Below are 20,883 nucleotides of genomic sequence, written 5' to 3' on the forward strand. Positions count from 1 at the left end.
CGGTGACCTCGGCCGGCTCGCGCCTGCTGGCGCAGCGGCTGGCGGCGCCGCTGACGACGCGCCAGCGATCGCGCGGCGGCTCGACGCCGTCAGCACCTTCGTTGTCGACTCGGCCACGCGCGAAGACATCCGCAGCATCCTGCGCGGCGCGCCGGACATGTCGCGGGCGCTTGCCCGTCTCTCGGTCGGCCGCGGCGGACCGCGCGACCTCGCCGGCATCCGCGACGGCATCATCGCGGCCGACCAGGTGCTGACGCGGCTGTCCGAACTCGACCAGCCGCCGCAGGAGATCGTGGCGGTGATGGCGGCGCTGCAAAAGCCGTCGCGTGCGCTCGCATCCGAGTTTGCCAGCGCGCTCGACGAGCAACTGCCGCTGATCAAGCGCGATGGCGGCTTCGTGCGCCAGGGTTACGAGCCCGCGCTCGACGAAGCCCGCAATCTGCGCGATGCCTCGCGCCTGGTGGTGGCCTCGATGCAGGCCCGCTACGCCGACCAAACCGGCGTGAAGGCCCTGAAGATCCGGCACAACAACGTGCTCGGCTATTTCGTCGAGGTCACCGCGCAGCACGGCGACAAGCTGACGTCGCCGCCGCTGAATGCGACCTTCATTCATCGCCAGACGCTGGCGGGCCAGGTGCGCTTCACGACCTCCGAACTCGGGGAAATCGAGGCCAAGATCGCCAATGCCGGCGACCGCGCGCTCGGGCTCGAGCTCGAAATCTTCGAGCGACTGTCCGCCAAGGCGCTCGAGATCAGTGAAGATTTGCGCGCCGCCGCGCACGGCTTTGCGCTGCTCGATGTCGCGACGTCCCTCGCCAAGCTGGCGGTCGACGAGAACTATGTGCGGCCCGAGGTCGACACCTCGCTCGGCTTTGCCATCGAGGCCGGCCGCCATCCCGTGGTGGAGCAGGCGCTCAAGCGCAATGGCGAGCCGTTCATCGCCAATGCGTGCGATCTGTCGCCGGCGCCCGGACAGAAGTCCGGCCAGCTCTGGCTGCTCACCGGTCCCAACATGGCCGGTAAATCGACTTTCCTGCGCCAGAACGCGCTGATTGCCCTGATGGCGCAGATCGGCAGCTTCGTGCCGGCCACGCGGGCGCGGATCGGCATCGTCGATCGGCTGTTCTCGCGCGTCGGCGCCGCCGACGATCTCGCCCGCGGTCGCTCCACCTTCATGGTCGAGATGGTCGAGACCGCGGCGATCCTGAATCAGGCCGGCGAGCGCGCACTCGTGATCCTCGACGAGATCGGCCGCGGCACCGCGACCTTCGACGGCCTCTCGATCGCGTGGGCCGCGATCGAGCATCTGCACGAGAGCAACCGCTGCCGCACGCTGTTCGCGACGCACTATCACGAGCTGACCGCGCTCTCGGCCAAGCTGCCGCGCATGTTCAACGCCACCGTGCGCGTGAAGGAGTGGCAGGGCAACGTCGTGTTCCTGCACGAGGTGCTGCCGGGCTCGGCCGACCGCTCCTACGGCATCCAGGTCGCCAAACTCGCCGGCCTGCCGCCAGCCGTGATCACGCGGGCCAAATCGGTGCTGGCGAAGCTGGAGGCCCAGGATCGCGGCCAGACCGCCCGCGCGCTCGCCGACGATCTGCCGCTGTTCGCCGTGCCCTCGCGCGCCGCCGCGGAGGCCGCGCCGCCGAGCGAAGCGGAGCTTTTGATGGAAGCTGTGAAGGCGTTACATCCCGACGAGATGTCGCCACGCGAGGCGCTGGATGCGCTGTATGCGTTGAAGGCCAAGCTGCCGAAGCAGTGATAGTGCAGTAGTGCCGTAGGGTGGGCAAAGCGAAGCGTGCCCACCATGCAACGGCGAATCCGCAGGCAGATGGTGGGCACGGCGCGAAATGCGCGCCCTTACCCACCCTACGAAGGTACGAAGCTCACGCCGCCGCCAGCCGCTTCCTTCGCCCGTTCCACCACAGCGTCAGATTCCAGACGATGCAGGTGGCGAAACCCATGCTGAGGCCGATCGCGGAGCCGAAGTTTGCGGCGCCGAGATGCATCACTGCGATCGCCATACCGAACCCGAGCAGGCCCCAGGCAGAATTGGCAAGCACCGCGGCGGTCGGCGGGCCGCCGATGCGCGGATGCAGGATCACCATCATGCTGGTGAAGACGATCGGATAGAGCGCGATGACGCCGGAGACACGCGGGCCGACCCAACCCGACGTCGAGACCACGATCGCGACCAGCGTCGCCACCAGCGCGGCGCGGAACGGAATGTCGTACCAGCGACGCGTGACCAACGGCATCTTCACATGGCGATACTTAGCCAGTAGCGGAATGCAGATGCCGAAGGCAATCAGGTTCACGGCGAGTCCGGCCGTCAAGGTCCAGTCGAACAGGCGGATGATGGAGGCCAGCACGATCCACACGGCGATCGCGCTGCCGGCACTCACCAGCAAATTATTCCGCTGCGCCAGCACGACATAACAGAGGCCAAGAACGATCGTCGCAGCGTTCACCGGAAGGCTCGACAGCGCGCCTTGCGCGATGAAGGCGGCGTCATGGTCGAGCGCGAGGAATACATAGGAAGGCCCCGCCGAGATCGGCAGCGTTGCCACCAGCGCGCCGATCACCGGTCCCGAGCGTTCGGTGATGATCGATGCCGTCACGACGAACGCCGCCGCGATCGCCATGCGCAGGAGAAGGAAGAAGATGAAGTGGAGGTCGGGGGACATCTAACGCGGGATGTTTTTTTGAGTCGAATTATCCGCGGGGTCGTTCACCTCTCCCGTAGGGAGAGGTCGATTTGCGCAGCAAATCGGGTGAGGGCTTTAAGTCCCACGATGGAGCGCAGCCCCTCACCCGCGCTTTCAGCGCGACCTCTCCCTATGGGAGAGGTGGGCAGCTACATCCGCTGCATCGACACGGACACCTTCGGGCCGTTCTTGATGGTCTGATAGACCACGCAATAGCGCTCGGTGAGTTTCAGCAACAGATCGAGCTTGTCTTGCGGCGCATCAGTGTCGACCTCGAAGCGCAGGCGGATCTCGGCGAAGCCGACCGGGGTCTCCTTGTCGACGCCGAGCGTGCCGCGGAAATCGAGATCGCCCTCGGCATAGACATTGCCGGTCCTAAGCGGCAACTCGATCGCGGTCGCAACCGATTTCAGCGTGACGCCGGCACAGGCGACCAGCGCTTCCAGCAACATGTCGCCGGAGCAGAGCTCGAGGCCCGAGCCGCCGGTGGCGGGATGCAGACCGGCCATCGCGATGGCGCGGCCGGTCTCGACCTTGCAGGCGATGCCGTCGCGGTCCGTTGACCCCTTGGCCTTCAGCGTGATCAGCGCAGCCTTGGGATCGGTCTTGTAGCGCTCCTTGATCGGGGCCTGCATCTGGCGCAATTGGGCAGCGTCCATGTTCGTTTTCTCCCGGAAAGATTGCTCCTCGATGTACCGGCTTGAAGGCGAATTGTCACCACCACATGGCCTGACCGGGACCCTGGGTTGCGTCACGGTCGGGCACGCTGCGGTCGAGCGAACGGTCGAGTGACGTCAGCACACTTCGCTTGAAGTTCTCGAACAGCGGCGAATTGCGGTCGCGCGGCCGGCCGAGGTTGATCTCGATCTGGTCGAACAGCCGGCCCGGCCGCGGCCGCATCACCAGCACGCGATCGGCCAGCACCACGGCCTCGTCAACGTCATGTGTGACGAGGATCAAGGTCGGCCGCGTGTCGGCCCAGAGGTCGAGCAGATGATCCTGAAGGTCGCGGCGAGTGAAGGCGTCGAGTGCGGAGAAGGGCTCATCGAGCAAGAGCACCTCCGGCTGCGGCACCAGTGCGCGTGCGATCGCGACGCGCTGTGCCTGTCCGCCGGAGAGCTCGCGCGGCCAGGCCTGCGCCTTGTCAGCAAGACCGACACACGCGAGCGCGCGCGCCACCTTCTCGCGCCGCTCGGCTGCGGGCAGATCAGCAAGGCCGAAGCCGATATTGTCGGCGACGCCGAGCCAGGGCAACAGCCGCGGCTCCTGGAAGATGATGCCGATTTTGGCGTGCGGCGAACTGATCGCCTCATCATCGAGCGTCACCGTGCCGGAGCTGGCGCGATCGAGGCCGGCGATGGCGCGCAGCAACGTTGATTTGCCGCAGCCGGAACCGCCGATGATGGCGATGATCTCGCCCTGGCGGATCTGGGCGGAGAAGCGCGCCAACGCCTGCACGCCATTGGGATAGGTCTTGCTGACCCGGTCGAGCGCCAGCATCGTCTCAAGCTCCCTTCGCGCGGGAGAAGGCGTCCTGCCAGCGCAGGAAGGGCGCGGCGGCAACCTCGATCAGCCAGTCCGTGAGCTTGCCGAGGATGGCGAAGATCACGATGGCCGCGAGGATCTGTGCGGGCTTGCCGAGCTGCTGGCCGTCGAGCAGGAGATAGCCGAGGCCTTCGGAGGCGCCGATCAGCTCGGCGGCCACCACGAACATCCAGCCCAGACCAAGGCCGACGCGCAAGGAGACGACATAGGCCGGCAGCACCGCGGGCAACAGGATGCGGCGGATCATGGCGACCCCGGAGAGACGGAAAGTACGACCGACCTCGACGATCTTGCGATCGGCCGAAAGGATCGCGCCCACCACGCCGAGATAGACCGGGAAGAACACGCCGACCGCGATCAGCGCGATCTTCGATGTCTCGAAGATGCCGAGCCAGAGAATGAACAGCGGCACCCAGGCGAGCGAAGGGATCGCGCGCAGTGCCTGCACGGTCGGATCGAGCAGCCGGCGCGCCAGCGACCAATAGCCGGAAATGGCACCTAACAGCGTGCCTGCGACGACGCCGAAGGCAAAACCGAGCCCGACCCGCCACAGCGTCGCTGTGATGTGGCGGACCAGCTCGCCCGAGCGGGCGAGCTCGGTGATGGTGGCAAACACGCGCGAGGGCGGCGGCACCAGCCGTCCGTTGGACCAGCCGAGCCAGACCACGAGCTCCCAGCCAAGCGCCAGCGTCAGCGGCAACAACAGCCCCAGCATCGGCCGCGCATAACGTGCGACGCGCGAAGGCGCGGCAACGCTGTCGGCCGAGGATTGTTGCAGGACTGGCGCGTCGGAGATCATGGAGCTAGCAAGCGCGTCTGGTCGGGGAATGTAACAGTGTTGCCTATGTTCTCAGCCGTCGTCCCGGCGAAGGCCGGGACCCATAACCACAGGGCAGCATGGTTACGGGGACTCGGAGTTATCGCCTTCGCGCAACAACCACTCTCAGTGGGTATGGGTCCCGGCCTTCGCCGGGACGACACCTGAGTTTGCCGCGCGCTTGCCGACATCAATTCGTCGGCAGCGGGACCTGGTCGTCGATCAGGGTATCGAGCGTCGCCTTCACATCGACCTTGGCGTCGACGACGCCGGCCTGCTGGAGCGCGAGGCCGGCGGCGAGGATCGACTCGCGCTGGGGCGCGCCGATGCGGCTGTGGGTGAGCTCGGTGCGCTCCTTGAGCTGCTTGTCGACGACGGCCTCCGGCAGTTTTGTGACTGCGATGAAGGTCTTCTTCAGCTCGCCGTAATTCGCCAGCGAATACTTTCGCGCTTCCTCGTATACCGCAAGCACGCGGCGGGCGGCGTCCGGATAGTCCTTCAAAAACTGCTCGCGCACATTGAGGATGCCCCAGGTGTTGGCGTCGGCCTTGCGATAGAACAGCTTGGCGCCCTCCTCGACCTCGGCCTGCGCCATCATCGGATCGAGGCCGGCCCAGGCATCGACGTCGCCGCGGATCAGCGCGGTCTTGCCATCGGCATGCTGGAGCAGCACCGGCGTGATGTCCTTTTCGGTGAGACCCGCGCCAAGCAGGGCGCGCACCAGGAAGATGTGCGGATCGGTGCCGCGCGTGACCGCGACACGCTTGCCCTTGAGGTCAGCAACGCCGGCGATCTTGGAATCCTTTGACGTCACCAGCGCCGTCCATTCGGGACGCGAATAAACGTAGATCGCCTTGATCGGATTGCCGTTGATGCGGGCGACCAGCGCCGCCGAGCCCGCGGTCGAGCCGAAATCGATCGAGCCGGCGTTGAGGAATTCGAGCGCCTTGTTGGAGCCGGCCGACTGCACCCAGGTGATGGTGATGCCGTCCTTGGCAAACTCCTTCTCCAGCAGGCCCTTCTGCTTCAGGAGCATCGACACCGGATTGTAGGTCGCCCAGTCGATGCGGATCTCCTTGAGCGGATCCGCCGCCCGCGCCACTGGGCTCATTGCGAGCGCGACGGCTCCCGCCAACAGAATGCGTCGTGTAATCCCGGTCATGCCCAGCTCCTCAAAAATTTCATTGTTTTTCAAGGAGTTATGTCTAGAGGTCAACGAGAAAATCCGTCCCTTGCGAGCGTGCGGCCCGAGAACAGATTTGCCCAAAGCCGCAGCTTTCCGGCATGGAACGGCTATTGCCAGAGAATGGCGGGTGACAGCGCCTGCCGCCTCTTATATCCGGTGAGATATGGACAGCGTCGCGATTGAGCAGAAGCCAGAGACGGATGACCGCTTCGACACCGCGCGGATCACCGCCGCGGTCGATGCGCTCGCCGAAAAGCACGAGGGCCGCGAGGACACGTTCCGCACGGCCATGGCGCAATTGCTCAAGGCTGAACTGATCGCCTCGCGCGCCGCGGCACAGGCGATCCTTTTGAAGGACCGCCACGGAAGGCGCTGCGCCGAGCGGCTGTGCCATGTGCAGGACGAGATCATCCGCATCCTCTATTCAGCGGCAACGCGGCATCTCTACCGCTCGCCGATCCCGAGCGGCGCCGAGCGTATGGCGGTGGTGGCGACCGGCGGCTATGGCCGCGGCCTGATGGCGCCGGAATCCGACATCGATCTCTTGTTCATTCTGCCCTACAAGCAGACCGCCTGGGGCGAGCAGGTCGCCGAAGCCATCCTCTACTGCCTCTGGGACATGGGGCTGAAGGTCGGCCACGCCACCCGCTCGGTCGACGAATCGATCCGTCAGGCGCGCGGCGACATGACGATCCGCACCGCGATCCTGGAGACGCGCTTCCTGACCGGTGACAAGCCGCTCTATGACGAATTGGTCGAGCGCTTCGACAAGGAGGTGGTGCAGGGCACTGCGTCCGAATTCGTCACCGCAAAACTCGCCGAGCGCGAGGAGCGGCATCGCCGCGGCGGCCAGTCGCGCTATCTGGTCGAACCCAACGTCAAGGACGGCAAGGGCGCCCTGCGCGACCTGCACACGCTGTTCTGGATCGCAAAGTACGTCTATCGGGTCCGCGACACCGACGAGCTGGTCGAGCGCGGCGTGTTCGACGCGCAGGAATATCGCAGCTTCCGCCGCTGCGCCGATTTCCTCTGGTCGGTGCGCTGCAATCTGCATTTCTACTGCAATCGCGCCGAAGAGCGCCTCTCCTTCGATCTGCAGCGCGAGATCGCGGTCCGGCTCGGCTACACCTCGCATCCCGGCATGCAGGACGTCGAGCGCTTCATGAAGCATTACTTCCTGGTCGCTAAGGAAGTCGGAAACCTCACCGCCATCCTCTGCGCCAAGCTTGAGGACCAGCAGGCCAAGCCGGCGCCGGTGCTGAGCCGGATGATGGCGCGGCTGCGGCCCAGCACCGTGAAGCGGCGCGTCCCCGATAGCGACGACTTCATCGTCGACAACAACCGCATCAACGTCGCCGCGCCCGACGTCTTCAAGCACGATCCGGTCAATCTGATCCGCATCTTCCGCCTGGCGCAGAAGAACAACCTTGCCTTTCATCCGGATGCGATGCGCGACGTGACGCGCTCGCTCGGTCTGGTCAACGGGCAGCTTCGCGAGAATCCCGAAGCCAACCGGCTGTTCATGGAGATCCTGACCTCCAACGACGCCGAGACCGTGCTGCGGCGGATGAACGAGACCGGCGTGCTCGGGCAATTCATCCGCGCCTTCGGCAAGATCGTCTCGATGATGCAGTTCAACATGTATCATCACTACACCGTGGACGAGCATCTGATCCGCTGCATCGGCTTCCTCCAGGACATCGAGCGTGGCGGCATCGAGGAGTTCACGCTTGCGAGCGACCTCATGCGCAAGACGAGGCCCGAGCACCGCGCGGTGATCTACATCGCGACGCTGCTGCACGATGTCGCCAAGGGCCGGCCCGAGGATCACTCCATCGCCGGCGCCAAGGTGGCGCGGCGGCTGTGCCCGCGGCTCGGCTTCAGTCCGGCGGATACCGAGCTGGTGGCCTGGCTGATCGAAGAACACCTGACGATGTCGACGGTCGCACAGTCGCGCGACTTGTCAGATCGTAAAACGATCGAGAACTTCGCTGCCGTGGTGCAGTCGGTCGAGCAGATGAAGCTGCTGACGATCCTTACCACCGCCGACATCCGCGGCGTCGGCCCGGGCGTGTGGAACGGCTGGAAGGCGCAGCTGCTGCGCTCGCTCTATTACGAGACCGAGCCGGTGCTGACCGGCGGCTTCTCGGAGGTCGATCGCGGCAAGCGCCTCGCCGCCGCCTACGCAGAATTCCGTATGGCCTACGCCGAATGGCCGGAGGACGAGCTCGATGCCTATATCGGCCGGCACTATCCGGCCTATTGGCTCAAGGTCGAGCTGCCGCGCAAGATCCGCCATGCCCGCTTCGTCCGCTCCAGCGAGCAGGCCGGCCACAAGCTCGCGATCAATGTCGGCTTCGACGAGGTGCGCGGTGTCACCGAGCTCACGATCTTCGCGGCCGACCACCCCTGGCTGCTCTCGATCATCGCGGGCGCCTGCGCCTCGGCCGGCGCCAACATCGTCGACGCCCAGATCTACACCACGACTGACGGCCGCGCGCTCGACACGATCTCGATCTCCCGGGAATACGACCGCGACGAGGACGAGGGAAGGCGCGCCACGCGGATTGGCGAGATGATCGAGGACGTGCTGGAAGGCAAGCTGCGCCTGCCGGAAGTGGTGGCGCGGCGCACCGTGCGCAGCAAGGCGAAGCCTTTCGTGATCGAGCCGGAAGTGACCATCAACAACCAGTGGTCGGACCGTTACACCGTGATCGAGGTCTCCGGCCTCGACCGGCCCGGCCTGCTCTACGAGCTGACCACCGCGATCTCGAAGCTCAACCTCAACATCGCCTCGGCCCATGTCGCGACCTTCGGCGAGCGCGCGCGCGACGTGTTCTATGTCACCGACCTCCTGGGCGCGCAGATCAACGCGCCGACGCGGCAGGCCGCCATCAAGAGCGCGCTGACCCATGTGATGGCCGGCGACAAGGCGGTGCAGCCGGCGGCGTGACCCTCGTCCGTCATTCCGGGGCGCGCGTAGCGCGAGCCCGGAATCCATTCATCGGCAGAGTCGGTGGCGCGATAGATTCTCAGGTGCGCAATTGCGCACCATAGCTCGCCGCTCCGCGGCACCCCGGAATGACGGCGGAGTACTAAACCTCCACCCCCTCATGCCGCAGCAGCCAGCGCTTGCGCTCGAGGCCACCGCCGTACTTCACCAGTGAACCATCGGCACCGATCAGGCGGTGGCAGGGCAGCACCACGCTGATCGGATTGGAGCCGTTGGCGTGGCCGACAGCCCGAATGGCTTTGGGCATGCCGATCTTTGCGGCAAGCGCGCCGTAGCTCATCGTGGTCCCACTGGGGATTTGCGCGAGTGCGGTCCAGACCTTTTGCTGGAACGACGTGCCGGCGATGCGCCATGCGATGGCCGAGAGCTGGCCGAGATCGCCTTCAAAATAGCCCGACAGCGCGGTCCGCATCTGCGTCGGTGCAGGCTGATCGCGGAGGTCCACCGCACCATAATGCAGCCGCAACAGCTCGCGCATGCGGTGCTCGTAGTCTTCCCAATCGAGCGCGCGCAACACGCCCTCGGCGTCGGTGACGAGCAGCGCGATGCCGATCGGCGTCGTCAGGCGATCGAGACCGAAGCGTTCAGGCATTTTGGTTGACCGAGCGGGCATTGCGGCACCGTTGCATCGAAACACGTCCGTCGCACTTGCCACGCCGGCCGTGCTAACGTCCACCCGAAAGCTGACGCTTTGGGGGAGCTCAACTTGATTTTGATCGCCAATCTTCTGGTGGTGCTGGCCGCCATCCTGCATGTCTTCTTCCTGATCCTGGAGATGTTTCTCTGGGACAAGCCGCTGGGCTTGAAGGTGTTTCGCAACACGCCTGACAAGGCCGAGATCACGAAGGTGCTGGCCGCCAATCAGGGCCTCTATAACGGCTTCCTCGCCGCCGGCCTGATCTGGGGTCTCGCCCATGGCAATCCCGCCTTCGCGTTCCAGATCAAGGCGTTCTTCCTGCTTTGCGTGATCGTTGCCGGCGCTTATGGCGCCGCGACCGTCAGCACACGCATCCTGATGGTGCAGGCGCTGCCGGCGGCGATTGCGCTGGTGGCATTGTTCCTGGCTTAAGCTTTTGGCCTGAGACGCTACGGCGCAGCGCCGTGATCCTTGCGCGGCGGCGAACGTTCCTCCACAATCTTCGGCAGCGATGGCGACCGTTGCAATCAACGGACAAAGACCATCGATCGAAAATTCCGTCAGGAGGAACGACCCAATATGACCAATCGCAGAGCTTTCCTAGCTGCCACGGCGGCGCTCGCCTTCGCGTTCTCCGCGAGCCAAGCCCTCGCCCAGAAGAAATACGACACCGGCGCGAGCGACACCGAGATCAAGATCGGCCAGACCGTCCCGTTCTCCGGCGCCTATTCCGTCTATGCCAATATCGGCAAGACCCAGGCCGCCTATTTCAAGATGATCAACGATCAGGGCGGCATCAACGGTCGCAAGATCAATTTGATCCAGTATGACGACGCCTATTCGCCACCGAAGACCGTCGAGCAGGTGCGCAAGCTGGTCGAAGGCGACGAGGTGCTATTCACTTTCCAGCTGATCGGCACCGCTGCGAACGCCGCCGTGCAGAAATATCTCAACGGCAAGAAGATCCCGCAGCTCCTCGCCTCGACCGGCGCGGCGCGGTTCAACGACCCGCAGAACTATCCCTGGACCATCGCCTATAATCCCAACTACGTGTCCGAGGGGCGTATCTACGCAAAATACATTCTCGCCAATCATCCCAACGCCAAGATCGGCGTGCTCTACCAGAACGACGACATGGGCCGCGACTATCTCGCGGGCCTCAAGAGCGGTCTCGGCGACAAGGCCGCCAGCATGATCGTCGGCGAGGTCTCCTATGAGGTCACCGACCCGACCGTCGACTCGCAGGTGGTCAAGCTGAAATCGATGGGCGTCGACCTGTTCTACGACGCGTCGACGCCGAAATTCGCGGCCCAAGCGATCAAGAAGCTCGCCGACCTCGGCTGGTCCCCGGTGCATATCCTCGACATCAATGCGAGCCCGGTGTCGGCGACGTTGAAGCCCGCAGGCCTCGACATCTCCAAGGGCATCATCTCGACCAATTACGGCAAGGACCCCGGCGATCCCCAGTGGAAGGACGACGCTGGCGTGAAGGCTTTCTTCGCCTTCATGGACAAGTACTTCCCCGAAGGCGACAAGCTCAACACCGTCAACACCTACGCCTATTCGGTGGCCGAGCTGCTGGTGCAAGTGCTGAAGCAATGCGGCGACAACCTGACGCGTGAGAACGTCATGAAGCAAGTCGCCGGCATCAAGGGCTATACGCCGAGCCTGGCGCTGCCCGGCATCAAGATCACCACGGGCCCGAACGACTATCGCGTCAACAAGCAGATGCAGATGATGAAGTTCAACGGCGAACGCTGGGAGCTGTTCGGGCCGGTCATCGAAGACACGGGGCCGTCGGGCTAGGCGACATCGTAGGGTGGGTTAGCCGAAGGCGTAACCCACCACTTCTGCCGATACACGGGAAAGCGAACAGGTGGGTTACGCCCAGCGGACTGCGCTTCGCGCAGCCGCTGCGCTCCCTACGAACTACTACGTTGGTATCTCCCCAAAGTTCTTCCCCACCGGCAGCACTGCATGCCGAATCAGACGCGAATCCTCCACCGCCGCCTGGCGATGCTTCACCGCTTCGCGATAGACGGGATCGCGGATCATCTCGACGAAGGCAGCAACGCTCGGGTATTCGGCGATGAAGCAATGGTCCCAGCGCTCGTCCTGCGGACCGATCAGCATCAGCTCGAACCTGCCCTGCCAGACGATGCGGCCGCCGAGGCGCTCGAACACCGGGCCGCTCTCGCGGCCATAGGCCGCGTAGGCTTCCGCGCCGCTGGCCTTGCGGCCGTCCGGGTAGGCCGCTTCCTTGCGCAAGCGCACCAGGTTGAGCATGTGGATCGGACCCGGGCGGTCGTTGTCCCGGAATTGCGCGAAGATCTCCTTGGTCGGATCGATATGGCCCATGCGAGTTCCCTCTTTCTTGATGCCTGCGATCCTAGCTTCGCCGGCCCAGAAGCGGAACTGCGGCCGGCGAATGCCGCACCTCCTAATCGCGCGTTAAGCTTTGTGTAACCGGGCCTTAAACAGCGACCGCTAGCGTGCGGCGGGGCGGGTTGACCGGGCGTTTGGCGTATGGCGTGGGGAAAGAAAAAAGGTGGGCGAAAGGAGCCGCTGTTCGGCTTGCCCGCGGCGCTCTCCGATTTGCGCCTGACCGCGGCGGATCGCGTTCCCGGCGGCGAGGACAAGCCCAGGAAATCAGCGAAATCATCCGCCAAACGCAAGAGCGACGATGCCGGCGAGGAGCCGCCGCGCGAACGCAAGGCCTCGGCTGGCCGCAGCGGCGCCAAGCGCCGGTCGAAATCGCGCGGAGGCTTCAGCCTCGGCCGCCTGGTCTATTGGGGCGCAGTGCTCGGCCTGTGGGGCGTCATCGCCGTGATCGGCGTCGTGGTCTATGTCGGCGCGCATCTGCCGCCGATCCAGTCGCTGGAGATCCCCAAGCGCCCGCCGACGATCCAGATCGTCGGCATCGACGGCAGCATGCTGGCGCAGCGCGGCGAGATGGCCGGCGCCAATATCGCGCTGAACGACCTGCCGCCCTATCTGCCCAAGGCGTTCATCGCCATCGAGGACCGCCGCTTCTATTCGCATCTCGGCATCGACCCGGTCGGCATCCTGCGCGCCCTCGTCACCAACGTGCTCCATCGCGGTGTCTCGCAGGGCGGCTCGACGCTGACGCAGCAGCTCGCCAAAAACCTGTTCCTGACCCAGGAGCGCACCATGCAGCGCAAGCTGCAGGAGGCGGAGCTCGCGATCTGGCTGGAGCGCAAGCATTCCAAGAACGAGATTTTGGAGCTCTACCTGAACCGCGTCTATTTCGGCTCCGGCGCCTATGGCGTCGAGGCCGCGGCGCAGAAGTATTTCGGCAAGTCGGCCAAGAGCGTCACGATTGCCGAAGCCGCCATGCTGGCGGGCCTCGTCAAATCGCCCTCGCGCCTCGCACCGAACCGCAATCCGGAAGGCGCGGAAGCACGCGCGCAAATCGTGCTCGCGGCGATGGCGGATGCGAAGTTCATCACCGACGCGCAGGCCAAGGCCTCCATCGGCCATCCCTCCTACAATGTGAAGCCGGTCGGCGCCGGCACGGTCAACTACGTCGCCGACTGGATCGGCGAGGTGCTGGACGACCTGGTCGGCCAGATCGACGAGAGCATCAAGGTCGAAACCACGATCGATCCAAAACTCCAGAGCGTGGCGGAAGCCGCCATCATCGACGAGCTCGCGGCCAAGAGCGTCAAGTTCAACGTCAGCCAGGGCGCGCTGGTGGCGATGACGCCCGACGGCGCTGTGCGCGCCATGGTCGGCGGGCGGAACTATTCCGAGAGCCAGTACAACCGCGCGGTCACGGCTAAGCGCCAGCCGGGCTCCTCGTTCAAACCATTCGTGTATCTCACTGCGCTCGAGCAGGGGCTGACACCGGATACCGTCCGCCAGGACGCGCCGATCGAGGTCAAGGGCTGGCGACCCGAGAACTACACCCACGAATATTTCGGCGCGGTGACGCTGACGCAGGCGCTGGCGATGTCGCTCAATACGGTCGCGATCCGCCTCGGCCTCGAGGTCGGGCCGAAGAACGTGGTGCGTACCGCGCACCGGCTCGGCATCACCTCGAAACTCGAGCCCAACGCCTCGATCGCGCTCGGCACGTCCGAAGTCTCCGTCGTCGAGCTGGTCGGCGCCTATGCCCCCTTCGCCAATGGCGGCTTGGCGGTGGCGCCGCATGTCGTGACGCGAATCAAGACGCTGGGCGGCAAGCTGCTCTACATGCGCCAGCCGGACGAGCGCAACCAGGTGATCGACCCCCGCTATGTCGGCATGATGAACTCGATGATGCGGGAAACCTTGATCAACGGCACCGCCAAGAAGGCCGAGATCCCCGGCTGGCCCGCGGCCGGCAAGACCGGCACCAGCCAGGATTACCGCGACGCCTGGTTCATCGGCTACACCGCCAACCTCGTCACCGGCGTCTGGCTCGGCAATGACGACAACTCGCCAACCAAGAAGGCGACTGGCGGCGGCCTGCCGGTCGAAGTCTGGACGCGCTTCATGCGCACGGCGCACGAGGGCGTGCCGGTGGCCGCCTTGCCGAATTCACAAGCCAGCTGGGGCCTGTCGAACCTCGCGCAGGCGGCCTCGCAGATCTCGCCGCCCGCGCCGGCGGCACCGGCACCCGCGAACGCAGGCGGCTATCGCCCGCCGCCTCCCACGCGCGCCAATGTGCGCCCCGAGGCGGCGGCAGGGCTCGATGGCTGGCTGATGGACCGACTGTTCGGCGGGAATCGATAGGTTCGGGGTGAGGGCCACGGGGCCTCAAAACAAAAACTGCGAAAACAACCCCATGCACAGTAGAACGCGACGTCCGGCGTGACGCTGGGTGGATTGTAAGAAGCGTTTGATGTGACGAGGCAAATCAGACCCGCGGCGCAATCCTCGCGGGGTTGGGCAACAATCGCACGAAACGCGCAAGATGCTACCTCGCTCTCCGCTGTCATTCCCCGCCACCGGGTCTCGCCTTCGGCGAGCCCGATGACAGGCTCCGGCGGGGAATCCAGTACGCCGCGGCCTCTCGATTCAATTACGACGGCCTCTGGAATACTGGATCGCCCGCTTTCGCGGGCGATGACACCTTCCAAGACCGCAGCAGCGAAGCCTAATCCTCGGCCCCATACCGATGCAGGTCATTGCCGTACGTATCGAGCCACTTCTTGGCGCGTTCCATCGACGGGCAGACTTTTCCGCAGACGCGCCAGAACCGTGCCGAGTGGTTCATCTCGACGAGATGGGCGACCTCGTGGGCGGCGAGGTAGTCGAGCACGAAGGGCGGCGCGAGGATCAGGCGCCAGGAGAACGACAGCGAGCCGGCCGAGGTGCAGGAGCCCCAGCGGCTGGACTGATCGCGGATCGAGAGCCGCTTGACCCTGACGCCGAGCTCGGACGCGTAGGCCTCCGCCGAGCGCTGAAGGTCACGGCGCGCCTCGCGCTTGAGGAAATCGCTGACGCGGCGGTCGATATAGTCGAAGCCGCCAGCGACGCAGAGAATGCGTTCACCGCTGTCGCGCATCTCGGTCCACACCGTGCCACGCTCACCGGCGCGGTGAACGATGCGATGGGGAACGCCGCGCAGCGGTATCACCGTTCCCGACTGGAACGGAGCGGCCTTCGGCAAGCGGCCGAGACGTGCGGCGATCCAGGCACCGTGACGCTGCGCGAAGTCCTTGGCCTCGACGAGCGTGCCACGCGGCGGCATGGTGAGGATGGCTTCGCGGTCACTCGGATGAATTCTGAGCGTGTAGCGGCGCGCGCGTCTGTGTCGGCGCAACCGGATCGCGAAAAACTGCGATCCGTGGGTGATGACGAGGGTCTTCGGTTCGTGGGGCCGCCGATAAAGGAGCGCGCGAGTGGCCATGTCTGTCAGTCCGGGGGGCAGGAGGGCGCCCGGATTCTGCCATAACCGCCGCCATGGAAAGCGCTCGGCGCAAAAACAAATCATTTGCCCAATATACAGCGGTCAAGCGTCCGGGAGACCCTACAGACTGGGGTTGGAACCCGCTTTTTTCGCCCCCGCTGGACGCATGCGGCACCCCCAAGGGGTGAGTGCCGACTCACTCCTATAAGGCTACCTAAATACCGCGAATCTGGACGGAAGTGACCCCCGTCAGAGCCTCCAATAGGGCCTGAATTTTCGACGGGAAAGCCGAAATACGCGACTAGAGCCGTTCCGATGAAATCGGAGCGGCTCTATTTCCTGTCTTGACGCGTTTTCTTTACGCGAACCGGTCGCCACTTCGCTCGAAAACGCTCTATTCGGCCGCGAGCGCCTGCAATGAGGTCGGATTCGCCGCCGAGACCATGAAATCATGAATCCGCGGCACGATTTCCGACTTGAAACGCGAGCCGTTGAACACGCCGTAATGTCCGACGCCCTTCTGGACGTAATGAACGCGGCGATGATCGGGAATCGAGCTGCACAATGTGTGCGTTGCTTCGGTCTGACCGAGACCGGAGATGTCGTCCTTCTCGCCTTCGACCGTCATCAACGCCACGCGCGTGATCTTGGAGGGATCGACGCGTGTTCCACGATGGGTCATCTCGCCCTTGGGCAGCGCGTGCTTCACGAACACGGTGTCGACGGTTTGCAGATAATACTCGGCGGGAAGGTCCATCACCGCGAGATATTCATCGTAGAACTCGCGATGCTTGTCGACGAGATCGCCGTCGCCCTTCACCAGATTGGCGAAGAGCTGCTTGTGGGCGTTCATATGCCGGTCGAGATTCATGCTGATGAAGCCGTTGAGCTGCAGGAATCCCGGATAGACGTCGCGCATCATGCCCGGATGCGGGAACGGCACCTTGGTGATGACATGGTTGCGGAACCAGTCGATGCCGCGCTCCTGAGCGAGGTTGTTCACCGCGGTCGGATTGCGGCGGGTATCGATCGGCCCGCCCATCAGCGTCATCGAGGTCGGCACGAAGGGATCGCGCCGCGCTTCCATGATCGAGACGGCGGCGACAACGGGCACGGAGGGCTGGCACACCGCCATGACATGGGTGTTGCCGCCGAGGACGTGCAGCATCTCGATGACATAGTCGATGTAATCGTCGAGATCGAAGCGGCCCTCGCTGAGCGGCACCATGCGGGCATCGGCCCAATCGGTGATGTAGACCTCATGCGCGGGCAGGAAGGCTTCCACCGTGCCGCGCAGCAGCGTGGCATAATGGCCGGACATCGGCGCCACGATCAGCACGCGCGGCTGCGGGCTGCGCAAGGGGCGAGCGAACTTGCGATCGAAGTAGAGCAGGTTGCAGAACGGCTTTTCCCAGACCGAGCGGATCTCGACGGGGACGCGGATGCCGTTGACCTCGGTGTCGTTGAGGCCCCATTCCGGCTTGCCGTAGCGGCGCGTGGTGCGCTCGAACAATTCGCAGGCCGCCGCGACCGACTTGCCGACCTCAGTGCGCGCCCAGGGATTGAGGGGATTCTGAAACAGGAGCCTGGTCGCGTCCGTGACCGCACGCGCCGGATTGAGAGAGGCATGCGCCATCTCGTACATCCAATACATCGGCGTCGTCAGGCCGGGACTGCCTTCAGCCGCCAGGGGCGGCGCGCCGCCAAACTCACCAATAGGCATCGCTATATTCCTCTTCGCATCGCAGCATACTGCCGAATGCGCAATATTGCGTCAATGCATGGTTCCGTACATCTACGTGGCGGGAAAGCCCAAACCAACCTGAATCCACGGGAAAGTGACGTTATTCGCCAGCCGAGAGCAGAGAGCCGTGCTTCCTGGCGCTTCTCAACAGGGCAAGGAATGCCCCAAAAGATGCAACCAGTAGTACCGCGTTGATGGCCAATGCCTCCAGCATCAGATCGGTCCTAAAGGTTTGCTCGATCAGGAGTGCGCGCATGCCCTCGAAAGCATAGGTCGGCGGTAACGCCCAGGCGACGTATTGCAGCCAGACCGGCAGCACACTGACGGGATAGTAGACGCAGGCCAGCGGCAGGATGGCGAACATCAAGGTCCAGACGATGCTCTCGGCGCCGAGGCCGTTTCGCAGCACCAGGCCCGAGACGAAGATGCCGACTGACCAACTCGTGAAGATCAAATTGCAGAAGAAGGCGATCAGCGGCAGGCCGAGGGCATAGACATTGAAGTGAAACAGGAACAGCGCGAGCAGGGTCATCGGGATGATGCCGATCGCGAGCCGGATCAGGCTCATGACCATCAGCGACAGCAGAAACTCGATCGGCTTGAGCGGGCTCATCATGAGATTGCCGATGTTGCGCGCCCACATCTCCTCCAGGAACGAGATGGAGAAGCCGAGCTGCCCGCGGAACAGGATGTCCCAGAGGATGACGGCGCCGATCAGCGTGCCGCCGGCGCGCGCGAAGAAATTGGCATTTTCGGCGATGTAGAGCTGGAGAAAGCCCCAGGTGATGACTTGCAGCGCCGGCCAGTACAAGAGCTCGAGCAGCCGCGGCCAGGACGACATCAAGAGATACCAATAGCGCAGGATCATCGCGCTGATGCGATGGACGGAGATGCCGCGATGGAGGGACAGCGTCATTGCGAGGAGCTCGCGACAAAATTGCGTAGCAATTTTGCGCTGATGCGACGAAGCAATCCAGAGTCCCTCCCGCGGGACGATTCTGGATTGCTTCGCTTCGCTCGCAATGACGAAAGAAGCGCCCTAGCCCGGATGGACCCGCTCATCGTGCCGCCTCCTTTGCGCCGTTCACGCGGCCGCGCGCGACGTCCAAAAACACCTCCTCCAGCGTGGTGCGGTTGTAGCGCGCCATGATGGCCTCCGGCGTGTCGTCGTCCTCGATGCGGCCGCGCTTCATGATGATGATGCGGTCGCAGAGCCGCTCGACCTCGAGCATGTTGTGCGACGCCAGGAGGATGGTGGCGTTGTGCTGCTTGCGATAGCGCTCCAGATGCGCCCGCACCCAATCGGCGGTATCAGGATCGAGCGAGGCGGTCGGCTCGTCCAGCAAGAGCAGCTCGGGCTGATTGATCAGCGCCTTCGCGAGCGCAACACGGGTCTTCTGCCCGGCGGAGAGCTTGCCGTTGGCGCGGTCGATGAAATCGCCGAGGTCGAGATCATTGGCGAGCCCGGCGATGCGGTCAGCGAGGTTCTTCACCGCGTAGAGCTTGCCGAACACGGTGAGGTTCTGCCGCACCGTGAGCCGCATCGGCATGTCGACATAGGGACTCTCGAAATTCATCCGCCCCAGCACGGACGCGCTCTCCTCGGGCATGCGATGCCCGAGCACCTGCACACGGCCGGAGGTCGGCAGCACCAGGCCCATGATCATCGCGATGGTCGTGGTTTTGCCGGCGCCGTTGCCGCCGAGCAGCCCGGTGATGCTGCCGCACGGAAGCGAAAAGGAGATATCGTCGACGGCGCGGGTCTGCTTGTAGACCTTGACGAGATGATCGACCGCAATCGCCGCGGGTGCGCTGCGATCCGCGACAGTCGGCCAGCTTGAAGCCTTGTCATTCTCGGTCATGCTGGCCGTTCTTCTGCTATTGCAGCGGATAGCGCAAGGCTTGTAATTCCTGGGTGGTTCCGTGAGCCGCGCGTTTGTGACCTTAGAAGGCAGCGCCACATTGGCCGATATGACCGAAATTGCCGATTCCGACTTTCGCCACGCGCAGCGGCATATCCGGCTGGACACGATCCTGCGGCTGCGCTGGCTCGCGGTGCTGGGGCAGCTCGCCGCGATCTTCATCGTGGCGCAGGGGCTGGAGTTCAATGTCGAGATCGCCCCCTGCGTCAGCATCATCGCCCTGTCGGCGGCGCTCAATCTGGCGCTCCAGACCGCGGCCAATCCGATGCAGCGGCTGGAGCCGATGCAGGCGGCCGGGCTGCTGGCGCTGAACATCGTGGAATTGGCTGGTCTGTTGTTCTTCACCGGCGGCCTCCAGAACCCGTTCTCGTTCCTGTTCCTCGCGCCCGTGCTGATCTCGGCCACGGCGCTGCCGGCCCGCTTCACCTTCGGCCTCGGCCTCCTCGCTGTGGCCTGCGCCTCGGTCCTGTTCTTCTTCCATTCGCCGCTGCCGTGGGATTCCGACGATCCGCTGGTGCTGCCGCCGATCTATCTCGTCGGTGTCTGGCTCTCGATCGCGCTCGCGATCGGCGTCACCAGCCTCTACTCCTTCCAGGTGACCGAGGAGGCGCGCAAGCTCGCGGACGCGCTGGCCGCAACCGAGCTGGTGTTGACGCGCGAGCAGCATCTGACCCAGCTCGACGGATTGGCTGCCGCGGCCGCGCACGAGCTCGGCACGCCGCTCGCGACCATCTTCCTGATCTCGCGCGAGCTGGAAAAAACGGTGAAGGACCCGAGCTTTGCCGCCGACCTGAAAACCTTGCGCGAGCAGACCCAGCGCTGCCGCGACATCCTGAGCAAGATCACCCAGCTGTCCTCCACCGGCGCGCCGTTCGACCGCATGAAGCTGTCGGAGCTGATCGAGGAGGTGGTGGCGCCGCACCGCGATTTCGGTGTCGACATCAAGGTGCGGATCGCAGTGGCCGTCGCAGCCGAGCCGGTCGGCTCACGCAATCCGGCAATCCTCTACGGCATCGGCAACATCGTCGAGAACGCGGTCGATTTCGCTCGCACCACCGTCGAGGTGAACGCCTGGTGGAACAAGGACGATATCGAGCTCGTGATCTCCGACGACGGCCCCGGCATCCCGCCCGACATCCTCAACCGGATCGGCGAGCCCTATCTGTCGCGGCGGCGCACCCAGGATGAAGGCAGCGAACGACGCGGCCTCGGCCTCGGCGTCTTCATCGCGCGCACACTGCTCGAACGCACTGGCGCCAAGGTCTCGTTTACCAACCGGACCTTTCCGGACCACGGCGCGGTGGTCCAGATCAATTGGCCGCGAGAGCGTTTTGAGGCTATCGAGACGCTTGAAGAAACAATAGGATAGGCCGCGACCTTGCGTCGCACAACGGGACCGATCGACCATTTGCCGCCTTGGCACCGACCGATTGCGACGCCATATGTCAATGCGC

At 64.4% G+C, this 20,883-nt stretch carries 16 protein-coding genes and 1 pseudogene; 6 read left to right on the top strand and 11 right to left on the bottom strand.

All coding sequences use genetic code 11. The features are described from left to right. Positions 1-1,762 (top strand): annotated as a pseudogene (gene mutS / locus CWO91_RS03310) (DNA mismatch repair protein MutS); the annotation flags it as partial. 124 nt (positions 1,763-1,886) lie between these two features. Here mutS and CWO91_RS03315 read toward each other — a convergent pair. The 5 genes from CWO91_RS03315 to CWO91_RS03335 form a co-directional block, all read right to left on the bottom strand. After that, positions 1,887-2,687 carry a hypothetical protein gene (locus CWO91_RS03315; protein WP_130212223.1) on the bottom strand — a complete coding sequence of 267 codons (801 nt, stop codon included), beginning with the start codon at positions 2,685-2,687 and terminating at the stop codon, positions 1,887-1,889. A 170-nt stretch (positions 2,688-2,857) separates the two neighbouring features. Then, positions 2,858-3,367, bottom strand: coding sequence for an OsmC family protein (locus CWO91_RS03320; RefSeq protein ID WP_165405207.1), 510 nt, complete (start codon positions 3,365-3,367; stop codon positions 2,858-2,860). Between the two features lie 55 nt (positions 3,368-3,422). Then, on the bottom strand, positions 3,423-4,208 hold the full coding sequence (locus CWO91_RS03325) for an ABC transporter ATP-binding protein (RefSeq protein ID WP_130212225.1): 786 nt from the start codon (positions 4,206-4,208) through the stop codon (positions 3,423-3,425). 4 nt (positions 4,209-4,212) lie between these two features. Then, positions 4,213-5,052, bottom strand: coding sequence for an ABC transporter permease (locus CWO91_RS03330; protein WP_130212226.1), 840 nt, complete (start codon positions 5,050-5,052; stop codon positions 4,213-4,215). A gap of 208 nt (positions 5,053-5,260) precedes the next feature. Continuing rightward, positions 5,261-6,232, bottom strand: a complete 972-nt coding sequence (locus CWO91_RS03335; RefSeq protein ID WP_130212227.1) for an aliphatic sulfonate ABC transporter substrate-binding protein — start codon at positions 6,230-6,232, stop codon at positions 5,261-5,263. A gap of 187 nt (positions 6,233-6,419) precedes the next feature. Between CWO91_RS03335 and CWO91_RS03340 the strand changes: the two genes are divergently transcribed. Continuing rightward, positions 6,420-9,209: a [protein-PII] uridylyltransferase gene (locus CWO91_RS03340; protein WP_130212228.1), complete on the top strand. Its 2,790-nt coding sequence runs from the start codon at positions 6,420-6,422 to the stop codon at positions 9,207-9,209. A 142-nt stretch (positions 9,210-9,351) separates the two neighbouring features. On the opposite strand, the gene CWO91_RS03345 is transcribed toward CWO91_RS03340, so the two are convergent. After that, a complete protein-coding gene (locus CWO91_RS03345) occupies positions 9,352-9,882 on the bottom strand; it encodes a methylated-DNA--[protein]-cysteine S-methyltransferase (protein WP_130212294.1) in 531 nt (176 codons plus the stop codon). 99 nt (positions 9,883-9,981) lie between these two features. Between CWO91_RS03345 and CWO91_RS03350 the strand changes: the two genes are divergently transcribed. Together CWO91_RS03350 and CWO91_RS03355 are read left to right on the top strand one after the other, a co-directional pair. Further along, positions 9,982-10,338: a DUF1304 domain-containing protein gene (locus CWO91_RS03350; protein WP_208752979.1), complete on the top strand. Its 357-nt coding sequence runs from the start codon at positions 9,982-9,984 to the stop codon at positions 10,336-10,338. A gap of 147 nt (positions 10,339-10,485) precedes the next feature. Beyond that, positions 10,486-11,712: an ABC transporter substrate-binding protein gene (locus tag CWO91_RS03355; RefSeq protein WP_130212229.1), complete on the top strand. Its 1,227-nt coding sequence runs from the start codon at positions 10,486-10,488 to the stop codon at positions 11,710-11,712. A gap of 126 nt (positions 11,713-11,838) precedes the next feature. On the opposite strand, the gene CWO91_RS03360 is transcribed toward CWO91_RS03355, so the two are convergent. Continuing rightward, entirely contained in the window at positions 11,839-12,264 is a 426-nt protein-coding gene (locus tag CWO91_RS03360; RefSeq protein WP_128947902.1) for a DUF1330 domain-containing protein, read from the bottom strand. 168 nt (positions 12,265-12,432) lie between these two features. Here CWO91_RS03360 and CWO91_RS03365 point away from each other — a divergent pair, with 168 nt between their 5' ends. Next, positions 12,433-14,643 (top strand): transglycosylase domain-containing protein, encoded by a 2,211-nt coding sequence (locus CWO91_RS03365; RefSeq protein ID WP_130212230.1) that lies wholly within the window; start codon positions 12,433-12,435, stop codon positions 14,641-14,643. 364 nt (positions 14,644-15,007) lie between these two features. Here the strand turns inward: CWO91_RS03365 and CWO91_RS03370 are convergent, their stop codons facing one another. From CWO91_RS03370 to CWO91_RS03390, 4 genes are all read right to left on the bottom strand, one after another. Then, positions 15,008-15,847 carry a M48 family metallopeptidase gene (locus CWO91_RS03370; protein ID WP_130212231.1) on the bottom strand — a complete coding sequence of 280 codons (840 nt, stop codon included), beginning with the start codon at positions 15,845-15,847 and terminating at the stop codon, positions 15,008-15,010. 310 nt (positions 15,848-16,157) lie between these two features. Further along, positions 16,158-17,486 carry a polyhydroxyalkanoate depolymerase gene (locus CWO91_RS03380; RefSeq protein ID WP_130212233.1) on the bottom strand — a complete coding sequence of 443 codons (1,329 nt, stop codon included), beginning with the start codon at positions 17,484-17,486 and terminating at the stop codon, positions 16,158-16,160. Between the two features lie 121 nt (positions 17,487-17,607). Then, entirely contained in the window at positions 17,608-18,423 is an 816-nt protein-coding gene (locus CWO91_RS03385; RefSeq protein ID WP_130212234.1) for an ABC transporter permease, read from the bottom strand. A gap of 142 nt (positions 18,424-18,565) precedes the next feature. Next, entirely contained in the window at positions 18,566-19,369 is an 804-nt protein-coding gene (locus CWO91_RS03390) for an ABC transporter ATP-binding protein (protein ID WP_130212235.1), read from the bottom strand. Positions 19,370-19,478: 109 nt separating this feature from the next. Here CWO91_RS03390 and CWO91_RS03395 point away from each other — a divergent pair, with 109 nt between their 5' ends. After that, positions 19,479-20,798: an ActS/PrrB/RegB family redox-sensitive histidine kinase gene (locus CWO91_RS03395; protein ID WP_130212296.1), complete on the top strand. Its 1,320-nt coding sequence runs from the start codon at positions 19,479-19,481 to the stop codon at positions 20,796-20,798. Positions 20,799-20,883 lie beyond the last annotated feature (85 nt).

This window comes from Bradyrhizobium genosp. SA-3, assembly GCF_004212635.1.
Classification (GTDB): domain Bacteria; phylum Pseudomonadota; class Alphaproteobacteria; order Rhizobiales; family Xanthobacteraceae; genus Bradyrhizobium.